The organism is Sphingobacterium sp. UBA7855, assembly GCA_002500745.1.
In the GTDB taxonomy this organism is placed as follows: Bacteria; Bacteroidota; Bacteroidia; order Sphingobacteriales; family Sphingobacteriaceae; genus Sphingobacterium.
Map to the genome: position 1 here is coordinate 1 of DLST01000017.1, position 25717 is coordinate 25717.

Below are 25717 nucleotides of genomic sequence, written 5' to 3' on the forward strand. Positions count from 1 at the left end.
TCCCATTTTCCGCGCAGTAAGCTTTCTTACTTTTTCCGCTCCGATGCCACTCTGCTATCATAGACAGCATACGCTCGCGCTTTTCTTCTAAGTTGTTCATACAGCAAAGCTAAAGCCTAATGCGATCTAAGGCAATATGTACTTTGTAGGACGGATACGTTTTGTTGAGAAAGAAAAGCCGTCGACTTCATTGATGGCGACTGTTATAATTGCTGGGATGATGTTTCTTATCGTATTTGCATACATTGCCCTGCGTTGGGTCGATGAACCTTTAAGAGCGTATTTAAATATCAAAAAAAGGAAAGAAATAAAGCAGATTGAAGAATATCCGAATAAGTCAAATTAAATAAATATGATAGAATCTCCTAAACCGTACTATCCGGTATTGGACGGCCTTCGAGGAATTGCAGCAATTGTAGTCGTTACCTTTCATCTTGCAGAACCGCTGGCGACAGGGCATCTGGACATATTGGTCAACCACGGTTATTTGGCGGTGGATTTTTTCTTCCTGCTATCCGGCTTCGTGATCAGTCACGCCTACGATAACAGATGGCAGGAGATGAGCATGGCGAATTTCTTTAAGCGTAGGATTGCCAGACTGCAACCCATGGTTGTGCTGGGCATGACCTTGGGGGCAATCGGTTTCTATTTCACAGATTCAGCGATATGGCCACTGATAGATACTGTCCCTTTATGGAAACTATTGTTGGTGATGTTTATCGGATACACCCTATTCCCTGTTCCCCTAACTCTTGATATACGGGGTTGGCAGGAAATGCATCCACTAAATAGTGTCGGATGGTCACTTTTCTTCGAATATATTGCCAATTTCCTATACGCTATTTGGGTCCGAAAATTCTCAGAGAGATCCTTGTCAATTTTTTGGTAGCGATATCGGGCGTAGCACTTGTCCACATGGCGATAACCAGTCCCAATGGAGATGTCAGCGGAGGTTGGACCCTAAATGTCGAACACGTAAGAATTGGTTTTATCCGTACTATGTATCCTTTCTTTGCGGGACTTCTGATGGCTAGGGTAGCTCAACCCGTAAAAATTAAGAATGCATTATTATGGTGTGCACTCCTGCTTACAATCATTTTGTATATGCCACGCATTGGTGGCGACGAAAAACTGTGGATGAATGCATTGTATGAATCGGTTTGCATTATATTGCTATTTCCACTTATTGTTTATCTTGGTGCAGGAGCTGGTAAACTCAACAAAACTGAAAATAAACTATGTAGGTTTTTGGGAGACATTTCTTATTCGCTTTATATGGTACATTACCCTCTGGTATATTTTTATGTTGCATGGATCAGTAATAACAACGGTGTTACTATTAATAAAGCCTGGCCATATGCAATTGTCATTCTATTTGGTAGTCTCATTTTGGCATATGCGAGCTTAAAATGGTATGATGAACCCTTGCGGAAGTGGTTAAGAAAGAAAATGGCACACAAAAACCAATGACGATCACTATATTGATAATAGAAAACAAAATTACATTTCTTATTATATCAAAATTTAGTTAAACAAAAAACAGGTAAATAGAACTAGATAGGATAACCCATATAATTCTATTTGCCTGTTTTTATCCTTTTTATAAACTTTAATAAAGGTACTAAAGGTTCTATTGAGCTCTCGTGACCCCGCTTAAGGAGACACTTCATAGAAAGTATCTCCTTTTTTATGCCCATAAAAAACTATGAGCCAAGCTATTGAAGCATATTCAATTAGAGTTCGAAAATTTTAACAAAAATATTTAGTTTTAGGTCACGAATTATGCAAAAATAAGGTTCACAGCACCTCTCTCCCCTTTTTCCCTTTTTTGAGCCTATCCCCAATTTTAATGTAAAGTTGGGATATGTTCAAGCCCCAGTTATACACTGACTTTCTCCACTTCTTAGAGATGTGTTTTGTTATCAGAAAAATCAGCTTCATAAAAGCATTCTCAGCATTGAATGCACATTTAGAACTCGTTATTTTTCGGATCTGACGGTCCATTCCTTCAATAGGATTAGTGGTATAGATTGTCTTACGCACCTGCTCATCATACTAAAATCGTATAGAGGTTGGATTGTCCAGACGCTTTATCTTCCTGAGGTGACTTCCCAGCTCGCTATCCATCTTCGACTCCAGTAAATGCTTAATTAAGGGCGCTAGAACGCCTTCATTGGGGATTAACTCTTTCCGATCACTATGATCTTTATGGACATGGGTATTAAATTCTATATGATGAAGTAATCCGCTTCCATTTCATTGTCAATTATTATAACACATAAAGAGTCACGAACCAACTTTTCTCGTCAAACTCAATTTTCACCTATCCAAAACAATGGAATTACTCGATAAACTGGAAAAACATAGAAAAAATGCCCTTAAAGCCTATAAAACAAAGAAATAGGGTAAAATAGGTAGTTTATAATGGTCAAACACGAGTTTGACGAGAATATTTTTTTCGAGTGGATAGTAGGCAGATTTTAGTGAAAAATATTAGTCACTAAACAATAAAAATTATGGAACTATCAAATTCAGAAATTGAACAATTTTTAAAAATCGAAAAGGAAATTATCGGAAGTGCGGATTATTCAAATAGTACAGGTAAAGGAATCTTTGACGAGACTGAACAAACTGGTACAGTCACAATGACAACTTCCTATTCATAAATGATTATTTATTAAAATTTAACATGATGGAGAATGGTTTTTCATGTATACTTATTGAAGATGAAGCGTTAGCGATTGAGATGCTACAAGACTATATTAGTCGTAGGAATGATCTAATCCTTATGGGAACTGCTATCGAGCGATCAGAAATCCAAAGTCTACTAAGAATTTGTTCTCCTACAATAATTTTCCTTGATTTAGTTATACCTTATGGAGATAAAAATGATTTCAATTATTCAAAATTTCCAGAGTCCTCAATTTTTGTTATAATTTCTGCTACACCAATAAGCCACTATAATGGAGAAATTCCCAATGGGGAAATATATGAACTATTGAAGCCGATTTCTTTCGAAGATTTCAATAAATGTATAGACAAAATTTTAAAAAATATTAAGGTAACTAATGTATAGGCTTGTTAAACCTGCAGATTTCTTTATAATTAGAAACCCAAGATTGCCAATTAGCTTTTTCGATAGAGTGAATAATTGCAAGACTGAATTGGAATTTTGGGATTTTATCGTTGAATTTTTCAAAGATCCACAGTTGCTTGATGCAATTGCTATAGCCAGTCAAGACCTTTTCAATCAATTAGAAACATTATTAAACAAACCCTTTACACAGGAAACTAGGAATATATTGCCGTCAATATATAAATACATCAGTAGAATGTCTAACCGCCCTACTCCATTTGGAAAGTTTTCATCTATTTCAATCGGGAATATTTCAAATGTAAATACCAAACTTGTTTTAAACAACAAGTTTCTTTCTAAATACCGCTTGGATTATGCGAGCCAGGAAATAATAAATAAACAGTTATTAAACGATGAAATTACGATTGAGAATATAATCTTTTATCCAAATTCAACGCTCATCAATAATGGCGACAACTTCTCATACATCGAATATACAGAGCATTTTTCTGACAGAAAATTTAACTGGTCGAGGATTAACTCAAACATTTTAATTAATACAGTAATTGCCAATACGAGCAACGGGCAAACAATCAAACAAATAATAAATTCTATCGGACAGTTTGGGGTAACAGAAGTTCAGGCTAGAAAATTTATATTTGAGCTAATCGAGCATAAAATTCTCATACCAGAAACTGATCCTATTACTACAGTTGATAGCTTAGATCATTTTTTCAATAGAGCCCTTAATATATCTAAGGGAACAAATTTTTATAATAGTATTATTGAACTTTCGGAAATTTTAGCGAACAGTGAGTCAGAGGGAATCAGCTCATCGAAATGTATTATCAAGGAAGATTTTTCGAGTTTATTTCACAAAGATCCCAAAAATTTGTTCCAAGTGGATTCAATGAGAAAAATGACCGAAGGCAATCTAAATGATATTGAAATTTCAATTATAATACGCGAGATATTCGAATTAATACATTTAAATCATAATAAAAAAGCTGACGATCTACAACTTTTCACAAAGAAATTTTACTCACGATATGGAGATCAGGAAATCCCCTTGATGGAGGCTTTAGATTTTGAACAAGGTATTGGATATGGTACTCAAGCCTCAATTTTAGAAAGAGAACTCCCACTGCTAAATGGACTAATTGGCAGTCAAACAAACAATATCCCCGATTATTCTGAATTTGTTGAATCAATTGTAGAAAAGTATTCTGAAAAGCCAGATTATAGTAAACGTTCAATAGAACTGAAAGAAAAAGACTTTGAGATATTTGGGACGAAGAATAATTCAGAAAAAAACAAGTTACCCCTTGGCTTATATATATTCGGAAACCTATTAGAAACAAAATCTGATATTAAGGATTTCAGATTTCATTTAAAAGGTTGTGGAGGCTCATCGTCTTTACCGTTGCTAACCCGTTTTTCATATCTTGATGAGACACTAAAGACCAAACTTTTAAAGCTTGCACGAGAAGAACAAAACCAATTAAATGAAACTATTCTGGCAGAGATCGTATTTTATCCTAAATCCAATGCCGGAAACATTCTTGCAAGGCCAAGTTTATACGAATATGAAATTCCTATTATTGGTCAAGCTGCCGTTGATAAGGATCATACAATACCATTAAGTGATATATATTTAAAAACAGTAAACGGAAAGGTAATTTTAAGATCAAAAAATCTAAATAAACGTATACTTCCTAGACTCAGCAGCGCGCATAACTTCCATTATGGAATGACTATTTATAGATTTTTATGTGATGTTCAACAACAAGAAAATTCCATTAAAATTTCTTGGGATTGGCATCCAAATACAAAAAAAAATTTCTTTCCCAGAATATGCTATAAGCATCTTATGCTTTCCCGTGCCGAATGGCATATCCCAAATATAGAATTTAGGACTTTGAATCTTAGGGATGCTAATGAAAAAATCGAATATTTTATAAAAAAATACCAGCTTCCTACAAAAGTTTTAATCGCCAATGGAGACAATGAAGTTTTAATTGATCTAGGTAACGAAATCGGGAAACAGATCTTTTTAAAAGAATTGAATCATAAGGATCTAAGGCTAATTGAAAATATTTATGATGAATTTAGTAGCCCAGTTGTTAATTCTGACGGCGAAGTATTGTCCAATGAAGTGATTATTCCAATTATTGGAAATTCCACTAGAGGTTCCTCTACCCTGCCTATTCAGTCCGAAAGTAATATTAAGCGAACATTTGTTCCGGGAAGCGAATGGCTATATCTCAAAATTTATTGTGGTGAAAGAGAAAGCGATAGGATCATTCAAGAAAAATTGCAACGGATAGTTCAAGGGCTAAAGCAACATGATAAAATTCAAAAATGGTTTTATATCAGATATACCGATCCAGAACCGCATCTCCGCGTACGATTTCAATTAAATGGAGAATTGGAAAGTACATTTTTAATAGTCTTGAAAAGTATCAACAATATCTTGGAGCCATTAATTAAAAGTCGCCGCATTTCAAAGTTCATGCTTGATACTTATGAACGGGAACTTGAACGTTATGGTTTCTCAAACATTGAAAATTGCGAATCTATATTCCACTTAGAGAGTGAAACGATTACCAAATTATTACCCTATATTAAACGTGAAGGTGAAAGCCTTAGATGGAAGCTGGCATTAGGAATGACGAAGAATCTTCTTTCAGCATTCAATTATACAATTGCTGAACAAATATCATTGCTTAATTTATGGAGAGACCGTTTTCTTAAGGAATTTGACACTGTACCAAAATTAAAGTACAAACTGGACAAAAATTTCCGGGAAAAGAAGGATGAAATCTCTTCATTTATGAAAATAGAAAACACTAATTATTGCTCGATACTCAATGAATATAAGGCCCAAATGACTTTAGTCGCAGAGAAATGCAATAAGAATAAAGATTTTCAAATGATGAACTTAAGAATAATTGGCTCTCTAACACACATGCTTTTGAATAGAATTTTCTTCACCAAACAAAGAGAACAGGAAATGGTAATTTACCATTTCCTTGTTAAGATCTTAAATTGTGAGTTCAAGAGAACTGAATGTTAAAAAGCTATTAACCTCCCGTTAATCCCAAACGTTTAAACAATTCTGCTTTATATTGACCACCAATTGGCACATCGTCCAAACTGCCTCTCATTTTTATTATATTACCTTCAACTTGCTTAGCATAATCTAGATTAATGATGTAAGATTTGTGCACTCGGATAAACTGCTTTGCATTGACCAAGGATTCTTCCATTTCCATTAGTTTTTTCCACACATGGTACGTTTTTTCCAATGTTTCAACCCATACGTAATCCTTATCTGCCTTGATTGAATATACTTCATCGTAAGGTGTAATGATAATATTTGACCTATCTTTAATTATAAGAAAGTTCAGTTCCGGTTTGGTTCCCTTCTCCAGGTTTAAGTACGCCTGGGCTTTTTCTATAGTCTGCAAAAGACGATCTACGCCAAATGGCTTAAGTATATAATCTAAGACATTTAATTGATATCCTTCGATAGCATGTGATGGATCACCAGTAACAAATACAAATAAAGGAGGATTTTTAAGGCTTTTAAGAAAATTAACACCATCCAAATCAGGCATTTGAATATCACAGAATACCAGATTTATTTCGTTTGATCTTAACACTTTCATTGCATCAAATGCATTATTAAATACTCCCACAATTTCTATATCGGGAATTTTCTCTAAATGAGACACGAGTATTTCCTGTGCCAGTTGTTCATCATCAATTACAATACATTTAATCATTTTTCAAGATTTATTACAATTCAATTTCAAGTACGACAGTGTAACTATTCAGATTATCAGATATGTCTAATTTATATCTATCCTTATATCGAAGTTCCAGTCTCCTATTAACATTTTTCAATCCAATGCCACCTTTTGGTGGTTCAGTACTGCTTTTATTTACTCCATTAGCAACTACAAATTTCAATACACCTGAATCAATTGTTAATGAAACATCAACCCATGCATCTGCTCTGCTTCTTTCTGGTCCATGTTTGATCGCATTTTCGATAAAAGGCAATAGCATTAATGGGACTATTCGATAAGGTTCCTTTATCTTTTCTATATTAAAATTCAGATTTATGTCATTACCAAATCTGATCTGGATAAGGTCCAGATAATCATTTAAAAACTGAATTTCTTTTGCGATGAATATTTTATCATCATTGGTCTGATAAAGCAAATACCGTAACATATTAGACAGTTTCATTATGGTATTAGGAGTACTGGGTTCTCCTTTTTCAGCCAGCCTATATATGCTATTTAACGTATTAAATAAAAAATGGGGAGAGATCTGAGATTTAAGAATTTCAAGTTCCATCTTAAGGTTATCTCGTTCCAGATTTGCTTTATCTAATTCAAGATTAGTAGTCTTTAATTCTAAATTTGCTTTTTCAAGTTCGAGTTCTGCCTGGTTCTTTTCTAATAAGAGCATCTTGTTGCCTTGAACAATAAGATGCTTAACCAATTTTGGTGTTAATGGTAGGGATACAAGGGTTAAATAATCAGGAAATGCACCAGGAAATTTTTTAAGTCGATAAATACCGAAATATCCATCACTGGTAAAAAATTTCACATACTTATAAATGCCACTACCTTCCTTTAATTTAAAGTCAGTAAGAAAGTCACATGCAAAATAAGTAATATTTAACCACCAGATATATGATAGGATTATAAATATTATGAGGTGAAGTACTTTTCTTTTTTCTATCCATTTTGAAATAAGCCAAATACCGGAATAGAACAAGGATGTAGTGACAAAAAGTTCTTTTGCTACTAAAATCCAGATATAGTTCCCTCCTAGCCTTCTATAAGTAAAATAATACGTAAAAAAGACTAACATCCAAAAAATTATATGCACGATCACCCTTACGAAAGGCGTATACCATTTCCCCCAAATAACTTCACTTCTCATGTAATATTGGTTTACTTACTAATATCTTTTTATTCAATATGTAGTCAAAAATTTACTAAATATAATAAAGAAAGATCTTAAAGAAAGATAATCGATACATAACATGACACAAGAATAATTTTCGTAAAAAATAACAGCCTCTAAATAAAGGAATTAAAAAAAAATATTCAGCTTTTTTGGTAAGCTTAGAGATATCAAATCATTACATTTTAAAATATTGTGGTATTTCAAAAGTTTGTCAAGGTCAAATTGCTGTTCGACGAGAATATTTAACACTAAGGTTTAATAAACATATTTTGATTGGTTATAAATTTTAGTCAGTACTATGCCTCACTGATCAATGACCTCTCCCGATATTTAGGCGTCTTCTAAAGTAGAAAATTCTGCTGTTTTCTTTTTTTTTATAAACATTTCAGGAGTCAAATCCCCTAAAAAGCTGTGGAGTCTGAAGGTGTTGTACTCTTCCATCCAGATTTCAATTTTTTCCTTCGCATCTTCCAATGACAGGAACCAATGCGCATTTAGGCACTCGTCCCGAAAACTTCCAATGAATGACTCAATATACGGATTATCTGTTGGTTTTCCCGGTCTGGAGAAAACCAATTTCACCTGATGCTCATATGCCCATCTATCGACCTCCTTGGAAATAAATTATTCACCTGTGTTTGTTTTTATTTGGTGTTCATGATTGCTCCGCAATTCCGATCCGTTATCCCCTTGGATTTTTCTGGGTATTGCCTGTTGGAATAGTCGGAGCTCTTCCAAAACAGAAAAAACGTCATTTCCTTTAAACCTCTATCCAACCTCAATAGCCATGCATTTACGGCTATAGTTATCCACTATAGTTAAGCAGCGGATTTTCCTGCCATCGAACAGCGCATCAGCGACAAAGTCCATACTCCAGCAGTCATGTAAATTGGAAAAAACCGGTCTCTCGGATCGATGAGCAGCGGCACGGCAACGTCTGGGCCTTTTCACCAGTAGATCTAAGCCTTGTTCCTTATAAATTCGATAAATCCGTTTTGTATTATCCCGCCGGCCTTCACGTTTCAAAAGAACGACGATTCACTCTATTCCGTAACGGACACGTGATTCAGCAATGCTTTTTATGCGAAGGCGTAATGGACTGTCATCTGATCTATGGTGTTTATAATACCAAATTGAGGTGCTCGGCAGAGATATCTCGCACGCTCTGCGTAGGGAAATTCGATAATCAGAAATAAATCCGGTAACCATGCTTCTACGCTGCGAAGGCTTTAAAACTTTTTTTTAATACACCCTGGAGCATCCGTTTGTCCTAAGATCGGCCACGAGCTTTTTCAGCTGTGCATTTTCTTCTTCCAATTGCCGGAGCTTACGCAGCTCCAATACCCCCAGCCACCGTATTTCTTATTCCAGTTGTAGAAGGTAGCTTCCCTGATACCCATTTTTCTGCAGACTTTTTCCACACGGGTACCTGTCTCGGACTGTTTGATCGCAAAGGCGATCTGTGCTTCGGTAAACTTTGATTTTTTCATCGTTTTTCCTCCCTTTTAAAATTAGTAATTCAAGTCCAAATTCCCTACTTTTAAATACTCCAGTTTTTTGGGAAGAGGTCAATTCTATTTGGTTTCATTTTGATTTTTAAAGGTTCAGTTATCGCAGTAAGTATATATTTTATTAAAAACAATCGAAAATATTCTCGACGAACTCAGAGTTGAACTATATCAAAGTAGTTTTTTACTCGATCAAAGATTTACCAAACACAGAGAATGCCTTGGTGTAGCATTATTTAGACAATAATCGTTTAAATAATTACTAATCAAACGAGAAAAAAATGAGAAATTCATTCAAATTACTTCTTTTATCAGCATTTTTTATTTTTAACGAATCTTGTAAAGAAAATGAAATCGAGCCTCCTATTATAGATCCTCCCATGTATAGTAACCAATATGCCTGGAAAGAAACTGCTATAAAAAAGGGAAATGAAGATTGGAAAGAACTTCCAAATGGTAATGTTCTTCGCCTTTATACTGATTATAAAGTGGATGCCGATACTATGTTTGGAGCTTATGAATATAATGGCATAAATGCAAATATTGAGATAAATACTCCACCATCAATATACAAAGGATTTATTAAAAAGAAGGATTCACTATTTTTAAAAATACCAAATGAAAAAGGACAGGAAAACTCTTATGTTTCCTTGAATTGTGAAATTCTGAATAACTCCGAAATGATTATTAGGAATGGAAAAAGTGATCCTGTGGTAAGTATCAAATACAAAAGATAAGAGAAACCCGTAAGTAAAATACGGGTTTCTTTTATTATAAATTTGTGTGATTATTTGTTAACCTACAACAATTTGGAGGATTAGGATTACCATTATTCAAATATGCTTGCAAACTCGATCGTTCTTGAGCAGTCATTACAGTATTATCAGATTTATAAACAGTTGGAGCCAATTCTCTATAAACGTCTGATCTGGCTATATATGGTAAATAGAAATAGTTAGCATACGCCCTATCCAAATCTGATAGTGCAGTTCTATTAACAGGATAAGTCCCCCCTGCATTTAATGTAATCACAGGAAAATTAGCATCTTTAGCGAAATCGGTCATACCATACATCATAATTGAATTTAGATCAACACTACTTCCAAACATAAAATAATTCCCTGTCCGCTTATCAAAATTCGTTTTATAATCATCACCAGTTAGCCTACATCTATCAGGATGGACAGTAATGGTATTGTCGCGATCAGGTCTAGTATGCTCGTGGTATAAACCAATGGCATGCATAATTTCGTGCGCCACAACACCCATAGGAACTGAAAAAGATGGCAAAAAAGGCCCCATTGATTCATCCTGCTGAAGGCTTAACCATTGACCAGCATCTCCCCGACCCTGTGTCGCTGGATTCTTAACGGCATCCCATCTCCCAACAGTTGACCAATTTCCTTCTGCATTCCAAGCACTAGGATTAGTAGAAGTACCATGAAAGAATTCGATGTAGGGATAATAAAATCCCCATTGAGAATCATAAGTCGGCTGACCTGTTGCATTGTAAAACCTTATATTTGTTGTTGATTCAATGTGTTGAATAGCGGCACTAATGGCTAACCTTGCTCCAGCGCTGACATTGGAATTTACAGTATATCTTACCATAGCCCACATTCTATTTTCATTTGGGTGAACACCAACACTTTTGGTATTGGGATTTGTTCTAAATAATCTACCCGAAGATGCCGGTGAAGCGTTTTGATAAGGTTGATCCAAATCTTCTTTGGCAACCGCTTCAAAAGAATTATTCGTTTTTATCAATTCAAATTGACTAGGTGTCAGTAAGATGTCACCTTCGATAAAATAATTCTCACCACGTTTTTCAACCGTTGCCCCAGACTCTAGGGTAATAAATTCACCTTTAGTCTGCTTCGCTATTTCTTGAATATGTTTTGGTTGGTCAGCTATCTTATCCTTACTGCAAGACAAAAGTAAAGCTATCATCAATAATGATAGAGTTTTCAAATTAAGTGTTTTCCTAATCATAATAGTGTTTATTAAGGTTAAAAAATAATCAGACATTTAATACCTAGATATTTCACCCAGAATTTCATCGAAAACTTCTTAGAAGTTCCAAATTGATAAGCGATTATCAAAATACTTTTACAGAATAATAATATTGAAACATTTACGATTCACAAAATTTTCTCGACCAACTTAATTTTGACCCATATAACGTTAGGGAAATCCTCGACAAAATAATCCACAATAAATACTTTTTGCCATACAAAGTCATTCATAAAAACTAATAAATAATCAAACAATTAATAACTGTAGCATTATGTAGGTTCAAACCGTATAACTGACAATCAAAACATTATAATTATGAGGACGATAATATTATTTTTAACAATCATTTCCATTGGACTATATTCCTGCGACAAAAACGGTAATCTCTTACCTAGTTCAAATAAACTGGAAATACAGAAAGATGGGATTACTTATGTAGATGCAAGACATATAATTCTAACACCTGGAGCACCTAATAGCCCATTTCTAACTTACAATCCCCCACCAACTGATTCGTATCAGCAGTATAAGGAAAACTTCACATTATCTGCCTCTCCATATACAAAAGGTGAAAATCCCAAAGGATTTGACATTACCATCTATTGTCCCGTAAACGGAGGAGTTGTTTTAAACAAGAAATATGAAATAAAGCCAAATGCTGGAAAAGAAAGAATCCAAATTGAAAAGGGAAACAGATATTTTGATGATTGGGACAATGCATTTATTCGATACTCTGATAATGATAAAATCTACTATTATGGGACAGGTTACATCATGTTCACACATTTTGATGATGGAGGCAACCCAAGCAATGCTAAAGGTTCTGGAATAATAGAATTCACCATCCCAAATGAAAATGGAGGTAGAACATCTTTGAAAGGAACTTTTACATTATAAATTGTATTTAGATCTTCTCTTAAAAGGTCATCCACCAAAGAGAAGATCTAAAGAACTAAAATAACACATTAGTACCACTATCTTTATACCAATTAAGGGTACGATAATAGTTTAAATAAAAATCCTCAGATTCTGGAATAAAACAGGTGAATCCAGAAAAAGCCTTAATTGGCTTTCCTAAAAATTGATCTGTAGCGTTCTTATAAATAATCGTTTTCTCCATCTGCTTTTTAATAGGATCAAGCTCCGAAAGAGGAAAATTTACCTCCAGATAATTTACAAAATCAAATGCAGGCACTGGAAAATCCGCTGTGTAATCTAATCTTTGGACATTAACCCTAATTGGTATACCAACCGACTTATTTTTTAAATATAGATCAGCACATAAACTTGAAAGTTTAGAAAGTTCTGCTGTGTTAAGCAATGTAACAGATGCAGATTGCATTTGACCTGTATAAGAACTATAATGTTCAAAATACTGATTTGCAACATTTATTAAATCAGGCTCCTTAGAGGCAAGATAAGGTAATACTTTTCTATAAGGAAAGCCACTTGCTAATACTTCTGTTGGAGATGCAATAATATATTTCGCCTTTTCCTTAAATTCCCAAAGAACTTCTATACTTGCCATGTTGCACGCGTCAAATATAATGTATTCGAATCCTGATGGAATTGAATTTTTCAAATCAATAATATCCATCTGTTTTCCTTGATCTTCCCCAAACGACCGTGTTTCTATCCGTTTTGAAATAGGTGGTGCCCATGAGGTCGCATGAGACCACAAAATTAATCCATAGCTTTCTGCAGGGAATAATTCCTTGCTATCATTGATTGCCATATTCAATTGTTGTGGACTACTACTTGAAATGGTATACTTCTTTATCGTATCGCTAGCTATTACTTTTAAGTCCTCATCAAATTTCACTCGAAGAAGAATTGCTTCATCATTACTTGAACGGAGGTAAACTAAAACAGCAGCGTTTTTAAAAGAATTAGCTGCTATTTCCATATCATTAATATTATCAAGTGCGTATTGTCTTAAATTATTGTTAGCCTCCATGACGACAATAATCGTATGATCGTATTTAATTTTTGGAGGTTCAACAGGATCATCTTTTTTACACGAAAAGAAAAGAAACACAAATATTATAGAACTTAGTATAAATCTCATGTTTAACCGTATTAAAAAGGAGCCGAAAGAACTTGGATCCTTGATTTAACTTATTTAAATGTTGTTCCTAATCATATAGTTCTACTTAATAAAGGTCTCCTGTACTTTCCAACAGGAGATCTATAAATTTATGCATGCTAATTACCATGGAACGATAGGACTTCTACCTGAAGTGCCTGGATTAGAAGCTCCGTTATTTATATAGTATTCGAGATCAGCTCTTTGTTGCGCTGTAAGAATGTTGTTATTACCATCATACACTGTCGTGGCTAACTCTCTATATGTATCAGTCCTGGCAATATATGGAAGGTAAAAATAATTTAAAAAGCCTCTATCCAGGTCAGATAACGTAGTATTAGCTACAATATCAGTATTATCTTTCTTCCAAATACTTCTCTGACCGTTATTAGATAACTCTGTAGACCCAGCAAGAGTAATTGAATTAAAGTCAAAACTTCCCATACTATAAAAGTTTGAGGTGATCTTGTCAAATTGATAGCGATTAACAGGATCGACATTAGCAGTGTTGATATTTACATAGGTATCTCGATCATTACGCTGTTGTTCATTGTACATCCCTGCGGCATTTACCAACGCTCTCATTATAAATTCTTTTGTAGCGGTGATTGGTAAGTAAATATATTGTTCTCCGCCTTGCAACCCAATAAATGAAGAGCCCCTCTTTGCATCAGTTGAAACATGAATGTGGACGTTAGGGTATGTAAATCCCCAAGTTGGATCAGTGACAGGGTCATTGAATGCATTATAGAACCGAACATTCGTATTGGCTTGGATCTCGTTAATGGCCTGTACGACTCTAGACCTAAGCTGTGAATTAGGGGTTGATATGTTAGGAATTGCCAATTTTAACCTCACCATTGACCAATATCTATTCTGATATGGATGTGGTCCATACGCTTTGGTTCCGACAGGAATAGGATCAAACACGCCTCCTTGGGAAGGGATGTGCTTTTCTATTTTGGTATTCGAAGCATTTTTCTGTTGAGTTTCCAAAAATGGACTTCCCGTTTCCTTCCAATTTTTAAGTTGCTGATCAGTGTATTTCAACTCATAATTCAACTTTACGTCTTCTTGATTCGGGCTATCTCCTGATATTCCATCCTTCTTACAGGAGGATACCACCACCATAGACAAAATCAACATTTTTACAAGGTTTAATTTTGAAATTTTCATAAAAATTATTTAGTTATTATAGATTTGTTAAGTTCACTTACTTTATCCTGATATCTCTGATATAGATCATCAGGAATCTCTAGTTCAACAGCTTCTTGTTTAGAAATATCAAGTACAAATCCGTTGGATTTAGAAATAATCCTATCTGCCAATAAAAGTTCAAGATTAGATTGCATCATGTATAAAGTTTCTAAACTATCCTGAGAAGTAACCTGCTTCCCTTTAAGTGCTTTTCCTTCATTATTAGAATCTTGTAAAATTTCCTTTTTACAGGAAGCAAAACTGAGTGACACTGCCAAAACACATAATGTCAAAAATTTAATATCTTTCATAGTTCAAATTATTTATTTATCCAACAGAAAAACTCCCCATTTAATTCAAGTTCATCATTTTGAGTAATAGAATCGTGATAGGGAAACACCAAATCTACTTTACCTCTTGCTCTATTTTTTACACTATCATATTCAGTAAATGTAACAGTGCCGACTCCGTAATAGTCGGTGTCGATATTAAAAGTAGAAGAAGAAATTGAGGTAAATAACCGATTTTCATCCTCATAAATTTTCCGATCAATTCCAGTTAATATATCTTTCCCCGGAATTATATCGAATGTATATGCCTTACCCACAGACAGCTGTTCTTTTGATGGAATTCTTATCAACAAATAAAAATCTCCAAGTTTATTATTCTGATCAACAGGTTTTAAAAAGGACCTTACTTGAAAATAACTTTTATCAGTGCCAAAATATTCCACTTCTAGTACTGGAGTCCTTCGAGCACCAGGAGGAATTACCATTGGCATTTGATCTAAAAAATCCATACCATTCAACTTTGCACTAAACTTCAATTCTGATGGTAAAGGATTGCCTTTTTTATCACATCCCCAAAAGAAGGATATTACTAAGAAAAGTAAGCCTGAGATATAATTCTTTTTCAAAATCATCTTTTAACGTATAAATTTTATGGATTCGGATAGTTTGCTTTATAAATAACAGATAGCGGAGTCTTTTGGATAATTTGTCCATCATAGTTCAACAAATAAAAAGTATAAATTGCCACCTGATCATTTGTAAAAGTCGATTTAATCCGCTCTATTTCTTCCAATGTGATGATATCCTTTATGTAGAAGCTAGTATACCATGGCACAACCCATTGTGTCTGTTGATCATTGATAATTGTTCCCGCTAATGGACTCCATTCCGCATTACTAAATTCATCAAAAGAAGTACTCCTGAAAACCAGAGGCATACCTGTCCCTTCATAATATAGCTCATATCCTGTATCGGTAAAAAGTTGCCCATTTTTATTTAAAATGAATGTCCTAAAGCCAACGTCATAGATATCATAGCCTGTAATCCTTACAAATATTGGACTACTGACATTACCGTTATAATCTTTAATCTTTAAATATATGGTGGTGTTTTCGGTATCTTCTGTCGTACTCAATTTAACTTCGGAAGATTCACTGTCTGTCCATTGAATTGACTGATTTTCTGTTTTTATCCCCCATTGATAAACAATCAAATCCCTATTATTTAATAGAAATTCAGCATACCCTGGTTCTGTATCAATACAATTAGCTTTAATCGTATAAAAACCAGGGTCACGTTTCACATTTGCTAAAACAAAACGCGGTATACCAACAGCAACCCGAGTAGAAATTTCAGTTGTTCCAACCTTTGCTTTAATATCCACTATCCCCTTACCTACAGCAGTTAATATCCCACTAGAACTTATCGTGGCAATACTTGAGTTGGAGGTACTCCAAATAATTGAACCACTTAATGGGTTTATCACTTTATATTGGGTTCCAGTTTTAGCTAGTTTAGGACCATCAATACCCATTTTCAGTTGAGCGTACAACCAGCTAACTTCTTCGTCCGATAATGCAATATGCGAACCAGAGCTAATCTCACGAATTCTAAAATTCCCTCCAAAAGGAGTGCTAGTTGAAGTTGGTTTTGTCGTAAAAAGAGCGGCCGTGAGAGCATTTGTTCCTCCTCCGACTGCTAAAGCACTGGAAGTTGGAACAAATGGAATACTTTCAGATGTACTTACAGCATAACTATATCTCCCCAGAATCGGCACCTTAGGAACAAATGGTTCATCGGCATTAAGACTTCTATTTGTTATGAATTGAGAGCTTGGAAAAGCATCAAAATTAAGACCACTATGCATATTTTTTTCATAAGAAAAAATGGTCCTTGTTACAGGGACTGTCCAAAGGAATTTTTTAATGAATTTAAAGTTGAGATTTGTTACACGGTTGCCAGCTGAAGTGCCCGGAAAAATTTCAAGAGTGCCTTTTATTGTACTCTTCCCGGGAACCAAAGATAACGCCCCCGCCCAAAAATCATTTAATACACTGCCGACAAAAAAGGCAGACATACCTCCAGTTATTATATTTGCAACATCCAATAGGTCAGTGCTAGCAGTGGCATTTGCAGTAAGGTAAGATGAAGGAATAGTTCCTTGGGCATAGCTACCATTAGCAAGTGCTATCATCCTAAATGCTCTATTGGGATCACCTTGCGGAAAGCCTAGAGTGTTTAATTCTTGCTGCCATAAATTATGATCTGTATTGTTTAAATTGCCACCAAAATCCACATAATTTACTAACATCTGGCGTGCAGCGGGAGAATGAACCTGCTTAAGCATATATTCAAGAGGCGTTCCAGTAGCCAGATTATAGATATTACCTAAGTTTAATTGATTTTCCAAGAAACTACCTATTCCATGTAATGCATAAAGTGCTCCGATTGGAATATTAGCTCCTAAATGTGGGGCATCATGACTGACATAGACCGAAGTTTGGTGGGTAAGATTTTGATTTTCCATTGTCTTAAGAGCATACCGAACAACAAGACCTCCCATACTTGATCCCATTACCACATTGCCTGAAGTACTTCCTGAAAGTTGCTTCTGACTATTTACCCATTGAATAACATCTTTCAATGTATTAGCATTTGCTTGAATATACTGTTCACTTTGTGCCCAGTCTACGTAAATAATATCATAATTAGCCTGAATGTCTGCACGAAGATATGGATATGTATTATCCATTCTTTGGGACCCAAATTCATGTCCTAGAATAGGATCAAAACCTTCCACTATTATAAATGGGTCACGAATTTGGCCGTTCCTAGTCTTTACAAATACTCTTGCTGTTGTACTTACCCCCTTATAAGCCGCTCCCGTAAATATTTTTTTATAGGACGTTAGGTCGGGATCAGAAAATGTTCTCAGCGACATGGCGGAACTTACCTGAATTGAAGAATGTGATACAAGTTGCTGTCCATCGGTTAACGTTACACGCATTTTTATTTCTTTGCGCCCACCAGAAGTAAATGATGCTGACAAACTTCCCCCAACAGTTATTACTTTGTAGCCAGTACCGTAATCAATCTCTATTTTACTTACCGATAAATTAGAAAACCAGGTATTACTATTTAATTTGAAGGTGAGTAAATTTGCTTTGAAAATACTATCATGAGGAGCAAAACCTACAACATATTTTGATGAATAGGGATTCTTCCAAACACCATTAACTGTCTTATCAGAAACCTTACCATTAGAATAATTGATCAATTGATCTGAAATAGCATTTTCATTAATGTAGCTATATTGATAAGCCAATCCACCAAGTGATACAACATTATTGGTGCCAACACTTTGCTGGGATACAAGGATTTGACTGACATCCCCAAATGGTTTAGTTCCTACAGCAGAAGATCTAATAGTTCTTAAAAGATAACTGTAGATTTCTTTATCAACATAATTTTTATCATTAAGATCTGCACCCGTAAATTTATCCAAATCAGTTAAGTCGAAAGCATAATCTTTTAATAATCCATTTGGAACCTTAGATTTATCCAAGGTTGAGAACATATTATTCAAATAATTTCGAACTTCAGGATTTTCTTCAACTCCTTGAGCGAAAATAGGATGCACGTTGAAAATCAACGCAAGCAAAAAAGCTAGGATTTTGATCAAATTTCTCTTCATGTTGTTTCATATTTGGCTAAACTTCCGAAAAACTACATCAAATTCACCAAATAAATAAATAATCTCGACCAACTCAATTTTGACCCATACGAAACACCCAATCTACACGATGTTATATTTTATGTTCATTAATTAAGGTTATAAAATGGCATTATTCTACATAAAATAAAAAACCACCATTAAATAAACTAATGGTGGTTTACCTAAAACCCTAACTATGAAATTTAATTTTGGGAAGTCCTATTCCGACAACGGAGTTAGTTTAACAGAAATAGGACGTCCAAGTTGACCTTTTGAAATCTCCTTTCCATTCACCAATAATTGTGAATAACCTTTATAGGAATCGGTGCTTTCTATTTTTAATTTTATTGAAACTTCCAAGTATCCCTTTACCACTAATATACTTTCAGCATAACCGTCACTTTGCGGAGTAAGATTTCCAAAGACTTTTAATATTTTCTGTTTAGGCACTTCCCAATCGATAATTTGCATATTTTTGGGGATATCAAGATTAGAATGGTTTTGAATTTCCCGATTGCCTGATTTATCAACATAATATAAATCCAGATCATTGAGCGCTTTTGCCCCTTCGTTTAACTCAAAAATATTGTTACTATCTTCGTTAGTCAAGTTTAATAATACTTGGCTCTCAACATTCATACAACATTTTTCCTCCTTCTTTTCACAAGAAAATAAAGTAAATAGTATCAATAGTAATCCTAATTTGTACATATTGTCGTTATTTTTTAATTGAATAAACCATACCTCTTTTATATTGGAAATTATAACCTCCGCCTGCATCAGCACTAGCGAACCCAAACCATCCATTGTTTGAACCTCCCCAACCCCAGTTCATATGAAAGTACAGGAAGGAAGCACCACCTGTCCATGTACCATCAGGATTTTGCTCACCACAGCTTGTACCACCACGAACACCATCTGCTACCCAGACATGGCCTCCTTTAAATGTATGAAAAATAAAGCCGCTTTTATCCTTATATCCACTTAAGATTACTGGACGATTGGTTTGAATTTCACTTTTTACGGTATTATAATTAAAGTCAGTTGCTGTCGCTGTGACTGAATAGCCGAAAGTATTTTCTAAGGCGTATGGAATATCATTTAGATTAGAAGCAGCACCTGTGCCATCACAATCCGGTTGTGAATCTACAGAATTGGCTACGTCTCTCATTAACTTAGAGATTTCATTAGCTCCTGATGAAACATCTAAATAACTTGAAACTGCATTTGGCATAATACTATAATTATATGAAGCAGGATATTGATGATATCTCATCACCTGGGACATTGCTGTAGCTACACAGCCTGTATACTCTTTTCCATTACAAGAGTAAGGGGTACAAGACATATCAGGCATTAAATTGTTATAGCCGCCAGATTGATTCCAAGTTGTCTGCAAAAGTGGACCTTTTTCAAATCCCGTTGGTTCACATCCTCCTGCCGGAGGGAAAAATCCAGCGACTTTTTCAATAGATGCTCTTTTTACATTAACTGTTGGAACTTCCCCTCCTAAAAGCTTGACATAATTCCCCTTTTTCAAAAGGTTTTCTCCATTCACATTTTCTCTTGTGCATGATTTTAACTCTTCTATCTGAAGTTTATTTTCATATAACCATGCTTCCGTTGCGGCTGGTAAAGTATCGGAGGGAAAGTTTGTCTCATCGGAATATGCTAATACCGGATTAGCCCGACGATCTGCAGCCAAAATGATAAATCCCCCCTTCCCGTAATTAAAAACACGCATTAATGGCGTCCCATTTTCCGATAGAATTTCCTTTTTTAAAGTGGCATTGGTATTTCCAATCTTGGATTTAGTAGACGCCTTTTTATTAGCATCTCCTAAAATAAAATAATGCAGAGAATCTGCGACTTTAATACTTTCACCCAATGGTATGTAATACTCGTCCCTGTTTAATGCATCAGCTTCGATTCCTTGATTCTTACATGAGACTAGGAAAAGACCGCCCAAAAATAAAATAAATAGCTTCTTCATTTAGAATGATAAAAGTTAATATTGGCCAAAAGTATTTATATCAGAGAGTATCTAGAAAAAATCTCGACGAACTGTATTTTGACCTAGATAAAATGCATTATAAGCTAGATAACCTAACTATTGGATAATCCAAATCCGATTTTACCACCGATGATAAGTGATATAGAGCCGATATAAGATCAAAGAGATTATAACAGCTAAACCAAAAATTCAATGAGATGATACAATATCACCGCATGCAAAAATAAAATTAGAGCCAGTGGTCACATATAACAACAAAGACGTCTTCTCCAGCCCCTTTCCGAGAGATTCTATTTACATGCAAATCACTCCTAAATGAATATTATGCTATTGGATATAAAATTCAATTTATATAAGTTTGGCAATAACAAGTATACCAGATAGCTGATCTTCATGAAATTCATTTTTTTTATCTGTTCATTATTAATGTCACAGGCTGCCTTCGGACAGAAAACAAGCGTTATCAACAATGAATCAACTCTTTTTACACTTGAAACTCCAAACGGTAACATTGATTTTTTAGTCATTGATCCAGCTCCAAAAAGCAAAAAGCCTCTATTTTTGTTTTGTCAGGGATCGTTACCCATGCCTCTATACTTTAATTATAAAAAAGAAGGTTTAAGTCTTTTTGGGGGAGGATTAACCAACTTTAACTACGAGGATATCATAAAATTGTACCATCTCATCGTCATTTCCATGTCAGAAACGCCTGTTATCGTCGATGAATCGCAGCTTAATGATTCCTATTGGTATTATGGCGACTCTAAAGATAAAAATATCCCTAGTAGAGCTTATCAAGAAGCAGACTATCTCGATAATTATGTGAATCGAGCAGTTTCCGTATTAGATTACCTGAGCAAACAACCTTGGGTAGATAATTCGCAATTAACAGTATTTGGACACTCCCAAGGAGGACATGTAGCCGCCAAACTAGCCAATAAATATAAAAAAGTCAGCAAACTGGGTTTATCAGGGACAAATTTGTTTGGGCGGATAGACCAAGATATACGGCAAGCAAAGCGCGATGTCCAAAAAGGAAAAATTACCTGGCAACAAGCCTCTCAAAAAATTGAACAAACCTATGCGTTTTATAAAGATGCCAACAACCCGGAGAAATTAAAAAACAATCCCAATTTGCGCTCCTGGAAGTCATTTTCACAACCTGTTATTGATGAGCTATTGGGATTTGACTACCCAATCTATCTGGTCTCCGGCACAGAAGACATTGTAGCTGAATTAAATGATCTAGCACCACTCTATTTTATAAGAAATCACAAAAACAACCTGACGATAAAAAGATATTACAATCTAGAGCATAATTATTTTGAAGTTCAGAATGATGGTAGGCCCGATTACAAAAAACCACATTGGAAGGACGTCATGACAGACTTTCTAGCTTGGACATTAGAGCAAAAAACAACAGCGAACAGCAATTAAACAATAAAATCCATGAATCAATTAAAATTTCGCAACGCCGAACAACAAGATTTACCTTACATCGTAGAGATATACAATTCAACAATTGCCTCTCGTATGGTCACAGCAGATACCGAACCTGTATCTGTTGCGAGTAGACAAAAATGGTTTGATGAACACAGCGCTTTGAAAAGACCTTTATGGATGGTGGAAGATGAAAATAATCAACTCATTGGCTGGGTCAGTTTCCAATCGTTCTATGGTCGTCCGGCTTATGATGCCACAGTAGAAATCAGTATCTATTTGAATGAACAACACCGAGGCCGAGGATTGGGTAAACAGATTCTACAATATTGCATAGACAAAGCAGCGGATTTCGGCGTACACACCTTGTTGGGATTTATCTTCGCGCACAATCTTGCCAGCATCGCGTTGTTTGAGAAAATGGGATTCGAGGAATGGGCCAATTTACCCAATATTGCAACGCTCGATCAGGAAGAGCGAAGCTTAAAGATACTGGGAATAAGGATTAAGTAGACAATGTCCTACAAGTAAAAGCCATTACTTAAAATAAATGGTTAACTTAAGGCTTAAACAACATAAGATTTATAATCCTGTCATATGAAACGCTCAATCCAAATCTCTCTGCTGGCGATCGCTCAACTACTCTTCCTTTCCAGCCCTTTGTTGGCCCAAAACCCTGAACGGACAAAAACCGTCACAATCGCAAGCGATTCGGCGTATACCAAAATCATACAAGCGCTTCAAGATGGCGGGTATTTTATTTCACAATTGGATCGATCCTCTGGATTCGTTCAGACCAGTGCTTACTTTGAAAACAAGAAGCTGCTTAGCAATAAAGAAGGTGAAAAAATAATTACAAATTTTTTGATAACCCCGTTAAAAGGGGGCAGTTCAAAGATAGTCCTCAATATATTTCTAATAGAACGTCGTAGGGGAGGTAGTTCTGAATCACCAAATTATTATGATCTGGATAAGGGAATTATTCGAGATAATAAATTTTACCAGCAGATTTGGGACAAAATATTACCAATTCTATAATATACCAAACTAAAATAAGGCCCTCTGAACTTAGTTCTGCAGGGCCAATGGTGTTAAAAGATTAAATCGAAATCGTCAGCAATGGAATATCCAACCCCGATGCCATCATACGAGTCTTACTTCGATGGGTCAATGAACTCCAAAAACCATACTTATAGGGAATCATAACCAGCAGATCCGTATTGCTTTCTTTAACTTCGTCACGAATGGCTTTTACAACCTCATTGGAGGTTACATTTTTGTAGTAATAACTTACAATTCCCATCACATCGTTGATGGCCTCCCGTGTTTCCCTTCCTTTTTCTTCATTCAGCTGCTCAACGGTCTTACGAATATTGAGTACCTCCAGTACTGCCCCAAAATCACTCGCAAAATCCTTCACTTTTTCTAAAATTTCTTTTTGCACACCACGAACGACATCACAGGCAAAAAGAATATGCTGAAGGCCAGTAAATTTTGCACCTAGAGGAACTGAAAGGATTGGTATTTTTAATTTGCTAATAGCTGCAGTTGTTGTATTACCAAGCATATCCTGATCAAAAGAACGTTTAGCCATACCCATCACTAACAAATCGGCCCCCGTCTTTTCGATACATTTGGTCATTTGATCGTAAAATAGACCTGCAGCAAGATATGGAATAGCCACAACACCACTCTGAGTTGTAATAGCATCTGCTTTATGCTGTAGAATCTTGCTTTGATGTTCAACTATTTTAAACATAGAATCGGGAGAAAGCCGAGCGTTCATCGCATGAATGGAAGGATTTTGAAGGGAAAATAAAACGAGTTCATACTCTTTTCCAGCAAATACTTCCATAATAAATTTTAAGGCATGCTCTGCCTCCTCAGCATAATCTGTAGCAACAATAATCCGCTTCATATCATCCAATTTTAAATGAAAAAAAATTCCCTTTTATGATCTTCAAGTTACCGAAAAATAATAAATCAATCAAACGGATTATTGTCGAAACAGCGTCAATTTTCTCCCGACACTTCTTATTTTAAATAGCTTGCTTTAACAAAAGGGGCCTTTTTCAAATAATCGATACTTTGCTGTAGACCAGTATAGATATCATTACGGGTTTCTTCCAGCTCAACAAAGATATATTGTAATCCCGCCGCATTTGAGTTGTTAAAAATCGCATCAAATCCCACCATACCGCTCTGACCAATTTCACGGTGGTCTTTAATATGTAATGCTTTAAATCTACCCGCATATTTATTAAAATAATCCACAGGGCTGACCTGCCCCATTACTGCCCAATATACGTCCATTTCAAAAAATACATTCTCAGGATTTGTATGCTCGATCATATAATCGTACATCACTTTATCTTCCACTTTTTTAAATTCGTGTGAGTGGTTGTGATATCCGTATACGATTCCCTGCTGGCGGCATTTGGCGCCCACCGCATCCAGATAGCGACATTGTGTTTCCAGATCTTTTAGTGTTTTAGGAACCTCCATCCAAGGTGTAACAATATATTTCATTCCCGCAGCTTTATGCGTAGCGATACACTCATCCCACCATTTTAAAGATTCCGTAAAATCTCCAGAAGATAGCTCTTTTTCTGACAAAGTCTTCGTTGCGTGTGATGAAATTACCTTCATTCCCGCCTTTTCCACTTTTGCTTTAAACTCCTGTGGACTCAAATTATATAATTTGCCATCCTTATATCCAGCAGCTTCCACTCCTGTATAGCCTAACGCAGCGATTTTTTGCAGAATCTGGTCGAAATTTGGGTTCTTCCCTATTTCTTCACGTACAGAGTATAACTGTAGACCGATTTCCTTTTTTGCAGCTTTTCGTTGCGCAAATGTTGGAGTAATAGCCAACATCATACATCCAGCTACCAATGTTCCGATAAGAGTTCTTCTTTTCATTTAATGCTCAATTATTTTTTATAGACTTCATCCAACGCACAATCTTCTGCAAACGCAATGCTCAGAGATTATTTAGGGTGTTGTGTTAAATGTATCTGCAATGTATGTAAATACTGGAAAAAACACAATCTTTTAATGCCTTTATTTGATATTATATACAAAATAACAGCTCATAAAGGAGTTATTATCCAATTAAAATTATAAGGCAAACTCAACGATTTATCCATCAGCACTGTTCTAGTTATGTAAATTAACATTTTTAATTATGGAAAATAAGTATAATACGCCCGAACATAGCGACCACAAGCAGGAGGAGAAACTACCCGAAGTGGCCGTCGAAGAAAAGGATGATTTACCAGCTGGCAGAAACATCAAGCGCACACTTATTATCGCGGTATGCCTATTGATCGTATTTTATATCATATATTATTTTATGAGTGGAAAATAATAAAGAACTTCCGCCA

General features: G+C 35.3%; 25 protein-coding genes and 2 pseudogenes. 12 read left to right on the plus strand and 15 right to left on the minus strand.

Annotated features, from left to right (window positions below; all coding sequences use genetic code 11):
- Nucleotides 1-100 (minus strand): IS66 family insertion sequence element accessory protein TnpA (gene tnpA / locus B2107_RS21930; RefSeq protein WP_414711851.1); only part of this gene is annotated, 100 nt, incomplete at its 3' end.
- A 36-nt stretch (nt 101-136) separates the two neighbouring features.
- Here tnpA and B2107_RS15200 point away from each other — a divergent pair.
- Genes B2107_RS15200 through B2107_RS15210 form a run of 3 tightly spaced genes read left to right on the plus strand, consistent with a single transcriptional unit; the run spans nt 137 to nt 1470 of the window.
- Nucleotides 137-346 (plus strand): hypothetical protein, encoded by a 210-nt coding sequence (locus B2107_RS15200; protein WP_293956524.1) that lies wholly within the window; start codon nt 137-139, stop codon nt 344-346.
- A gap of 6 nt (nt 347-352) precedes the next feature.
- On the plus strand, nt 353-889 hold the full coding sequence (locus tag B2107_RS15205; RefSeq protein ID WP_293956526.1) for an acyltransferase family protein: 537 nt from the start codon (nt 353-355) through the stop codon (nt 887-889).
- A gap of 26 nt (nt 890-915) precedes the next feature.
- Nucleotides 916-1470 carry an acyltransferase family protein gene (locus tag B2107_RS15210; protein WP_293956528.1) on the plus strand — a complete coding sequence of 185 codons (555 nt, stop codon included), beginning with the start codon at nt 916-918 and terminating at the stop codon, nt 1468-1470.
- A 327-nt stretch (nt 1471-1797) separates the two neighbouring features.
- Here the strand turns inward: B2107_RS15210 and B2107_RS21935 are convergent.
- Nucleotides 1798-2055, minus strand: a pseudogene (locus tag B2107_RS21935) (transposase); the annotation flags it as partial.
- Nucleotides 2056-2516: 461 nt separating this feature from the next.
- On the opposite strand from B2107_RS21935, the gene B2107_RS15215 reads away from it, so the two are divergent.
- Genes B2107_RS15215 through B2107_RS15225 form a run of 3 tightly spaced genes read left to right on the plus strand, consistent with a single transcriptional unit; the run spans nt 2517 to nt 6152 of the window.
- Nucleotides 2517-2666 (plus strand): hypothetical protein, encoded by a 150-nt coding sequence (locus B2107_RS15215; protein ID WP_293939635.1) that lies wholly within the window; start codon nt 2517-2519, stop codon nt 2664-2666.
- Nucleotides 2667-2692: 26 nt separating this feature from the next.
- Nucleotides 2693-3076, plus strand: a complete 384-nt coding sequence (locus B2107_RS15220) for a hypothetical protein (protein WP_293956529.1) — start codon at nt 2693-2695, stop codon at nt 3074-3076.
- Entirely contained in the window at nt 3069-6152 is a 3084-nt protein-coding gene (locus tag B2107_RS15225) for a lantibiotic dehydratase (RefSeq protein WP_293956530.1), read from the plus strand. Before B2107_RS15220 ends, B2107_RS15225 begins: the two co-directional genes overlap by 8 nt.
- Nucleotides 6153-6159: 7 nt before the next feature.
- Here the strand turns inward: B2107_RS15225 and B2107_RS15230 are convergent, their stop codons facing one another.
- The 3 genes and pseudogenes from B2107_RS15230 to B2107_RS15240 all read right to left on the minus strand — a co-directional run bounded on the left by B2107_RS15230 (nt 6160) and on the right by B2107_RS15240 (nt 9555).
- Complete coding sequence (locus tag B2107_RS15230) at nt 6160-6864, minus strand: LytR/AlgR family response regulator transcription factor (RefSeq protein WP_293939640.1); 705 nt, start codon at nt 6862-6864, stop codon at nt 6160-6162.
- Between the two features lie 13 nt (nt 6865-6877).
- Nucleotides 6878-8038 carry a sensor histidine kinase gene (locus tag B2107_RS15235; RefSeq protein WP_293956531.1) on the minus strand — a complete coding sequence of 387 codons (1161 nt, stop codon included), beginning with the start codon at nt 8036-8038 and terminating at the stop codon, nt 6878-6880.
- A gap of 357 nt (nt 8039-8395) precedes the next feature.
- Nucleotides 8396-9555 (minus strand): annotated as a pseudogene (locus B2107_RS15240) (IS3 family transposase).
- 299 nt (nt 9556-9854) lie between these two features.
- On the opposite strand from B2107_RS15240, the gene B2107_RS15245 reads away from it, so the two are divergent.
- Nucleotides 9855-10310 (plus strand): hypothetical protein, encoded by a 456-nt coding sequence (locus tag B2107_RS15245; RefSeq protein ID WP_209578909.1) that lies wholly within the window; start codon nt 9855-9857, stop codon nt 10308-10310.
- Nucleotides 10311-10344: 34 nt separating this feature from the next.
- Here the strand turns inward: B2107_RS15245 and B2107_RS15250 are convergent, their stop codons facing one another.
- Entirely contained in the window at nt 10345-11601 is a 1257-nt protein-coding gene (locus B2107_RS15250; RefSeq protein WP_293956533.1) for a M12 family metallopeptidase, read from the minus strand.
- A 303-nt stretch (nt 11602-11904) separates the two neighbouring features.
- On the opposite strand from B2107_RS15250, the gene B2107_RS15255 reads away from it, so the two are divergent.
- Nucleotides 11905-12486 (plus strand): hypothetical protein, encoded by a 582-nt coding sequence (locus B2107_RS15255; RefSeq protein ID WP_293956534.1) that lies wholly within the window; start codon nt 11905-11907, stop codon nt 12484-12486.
- Nucleotides 12487-12541: 55 nt separating this feature from the next.
- On the opposite strand, the gene B2107_RS15260 is transcribed toward B2107_RS15255, so the two are convergent.
- The 7 genes from B2107_RS15260 to B2107_RS15290 all read right to left on the minus strand — a co-directional run bounded on the left by B2107_RS15260 (nt 12542) and on the right by B2107_RS15290 (nt 20870).
- Nucleotides 12542-13657: a clostripain-related cysteine peptidase gene (locus B2107_RS15260; protein WP_293956535.1), complete on the minus strand. Its 1116-nt coding sequence runs from the start codon at nt 13655-13657 to the stop codon at nt 12542-12544.
- 141 nt (nt 13658-13798) lie between these two features.
- Entirely contained in the window at nt 13799-14821 is a 1023-nt protein-coding gene (locus tag B2107_RS15265; protein ID WP_209578913.1) for a M12 family metallopeptidase, read from the minus strand.
- 35 nt (nt 14822-14856) lie between these two features.
- Complete coding sequence (locus tag B2107_RS15270) at nt 14857-15183, minus strand: hypothetical protein (protein ID WP_209578914.1); 327 nt, start codon at nt 15181-15183, stop codon at nt 14857-14859.
- Nucleotides 15184-15191: 8 nt separating this feature from the next.
- Nucleotides 15192-15788, minus strand: a complete 597-nt coding sequence (locus B2107_RS15275) for a hypothetical protein (protein ID WP_209578915.1) — start codon at nt 15786-15788, stop codon at nt 15192-15194.
- 23 nt (nt 15789-15811) lie between these two features.
- Nucleotides 15812-18856: a hypothetical protein gene (locus B2107_RS15280; protein WP_293956536.1), complete on the minus strand. Its 3045-nt coding sequence runs from the start codon at nt 18854-18856 to the stop codon at nt 15812-15814.
- A 240-nt stretch (nt 18857-19096) separates the two neighbouring features.
- A complete protein-coding gene (locus tag B2107_RS15285) occupies nt 19097-19588 on the minus strand; it encodes a hypothetical protein (protein ID WP_209578917.1) in 492 nt (163 codons plus the stop codon).
- A 7-nt stretch (nt 19589-19595) separates the two neighbouring features.
- Entirely contained in the window at nt 19596-20870 is a 1275-nt protein-coding gene (locus B2107_RS15290; protein ID WP_293956537.1) for a C10 family peptidase, read from the minus strand.
- A 414-nt stretch (nt 20871-21284) separates the two neighbouring features.
- Here B2107_RS15290 and B2107_RS15295 point away from each other — a divergent pair, with 414 nt between their 5' ends.
- From B2107_RS15295 to B2107_RS15305, 3 genes are all read left to right on the plus strand, one after another.
- Nucleotides 21285-22328, plus strand: a complete 1044-nt coding sequence (locus B2107_RS15295; RefSeq protein WP_293956538.1) for an alpha/beta hydrolase — start codon at nt 21285-21287, stop codon at nt 22326-22328.
- A 12-nt stretch (nt 22329-22340) separates the two neighbouring features.
- Entirely contained in the window at nt 22341-22844 is a 504-nt protein-coding gene (locus B2107_RS15300) for a GNAT family N-acetyltransferase (RefSeq protein ID WP_293956539.1), read from the plus strand.
- A gap of 84 nt (nt 22845-22928) precedes the next feature.
- A complete protein-coding gene (locus tag B2107_RS15305) occupies nt 22929-23369 on the plus strand; it encodes a hypothetical protein (protein WP_209578922.1) in 441 nt (146 codons plus the stop codon).
- 61 nt (nt 23370-23430) lie between these two features.
- On the opposite strand, the gene B2107_RS15310 is transcribed toward B2107_RS15305, so the two are convergent.
- Entirely contained in the window at nt 23431-24249 is an 819-nt protein-coding gene (locus tag B2107_RS15310) for a universal stress protein (protein WP_209578923.1), read from the minus strand.
- A gap of 116 nt (nt 24250-24365) precedes the next feature.
- Entirely contained in the window at nt 24366-25253 is an 888-nt protein-coding gene (locus B2107_RS15315) for a sugar phosphate isomerase/epimerase family protein (RefSeq protein ID WP_209578924.1), read from the minus strand.
- 265 nt (nt 25254-25518) lie between these two features.
- Here B2107_RS15315 and B2107_RS15320 point away from each other — a divergent pair, with 265 nt between their 5' ends.
- The gene (locus B2107_RS15320; RefSeq protein WP_209578925.1) at nt 25519-25701 is read left to right on the plus strand and encodes a hypothetical protein; all 183 of its coding nucleotides are present in this window, start codon (nt 25519-25521) and stop codon (nt 25699-25701) included.
- Nucleotides 25702-25717 lie beyond the last annotated feature (16 nt).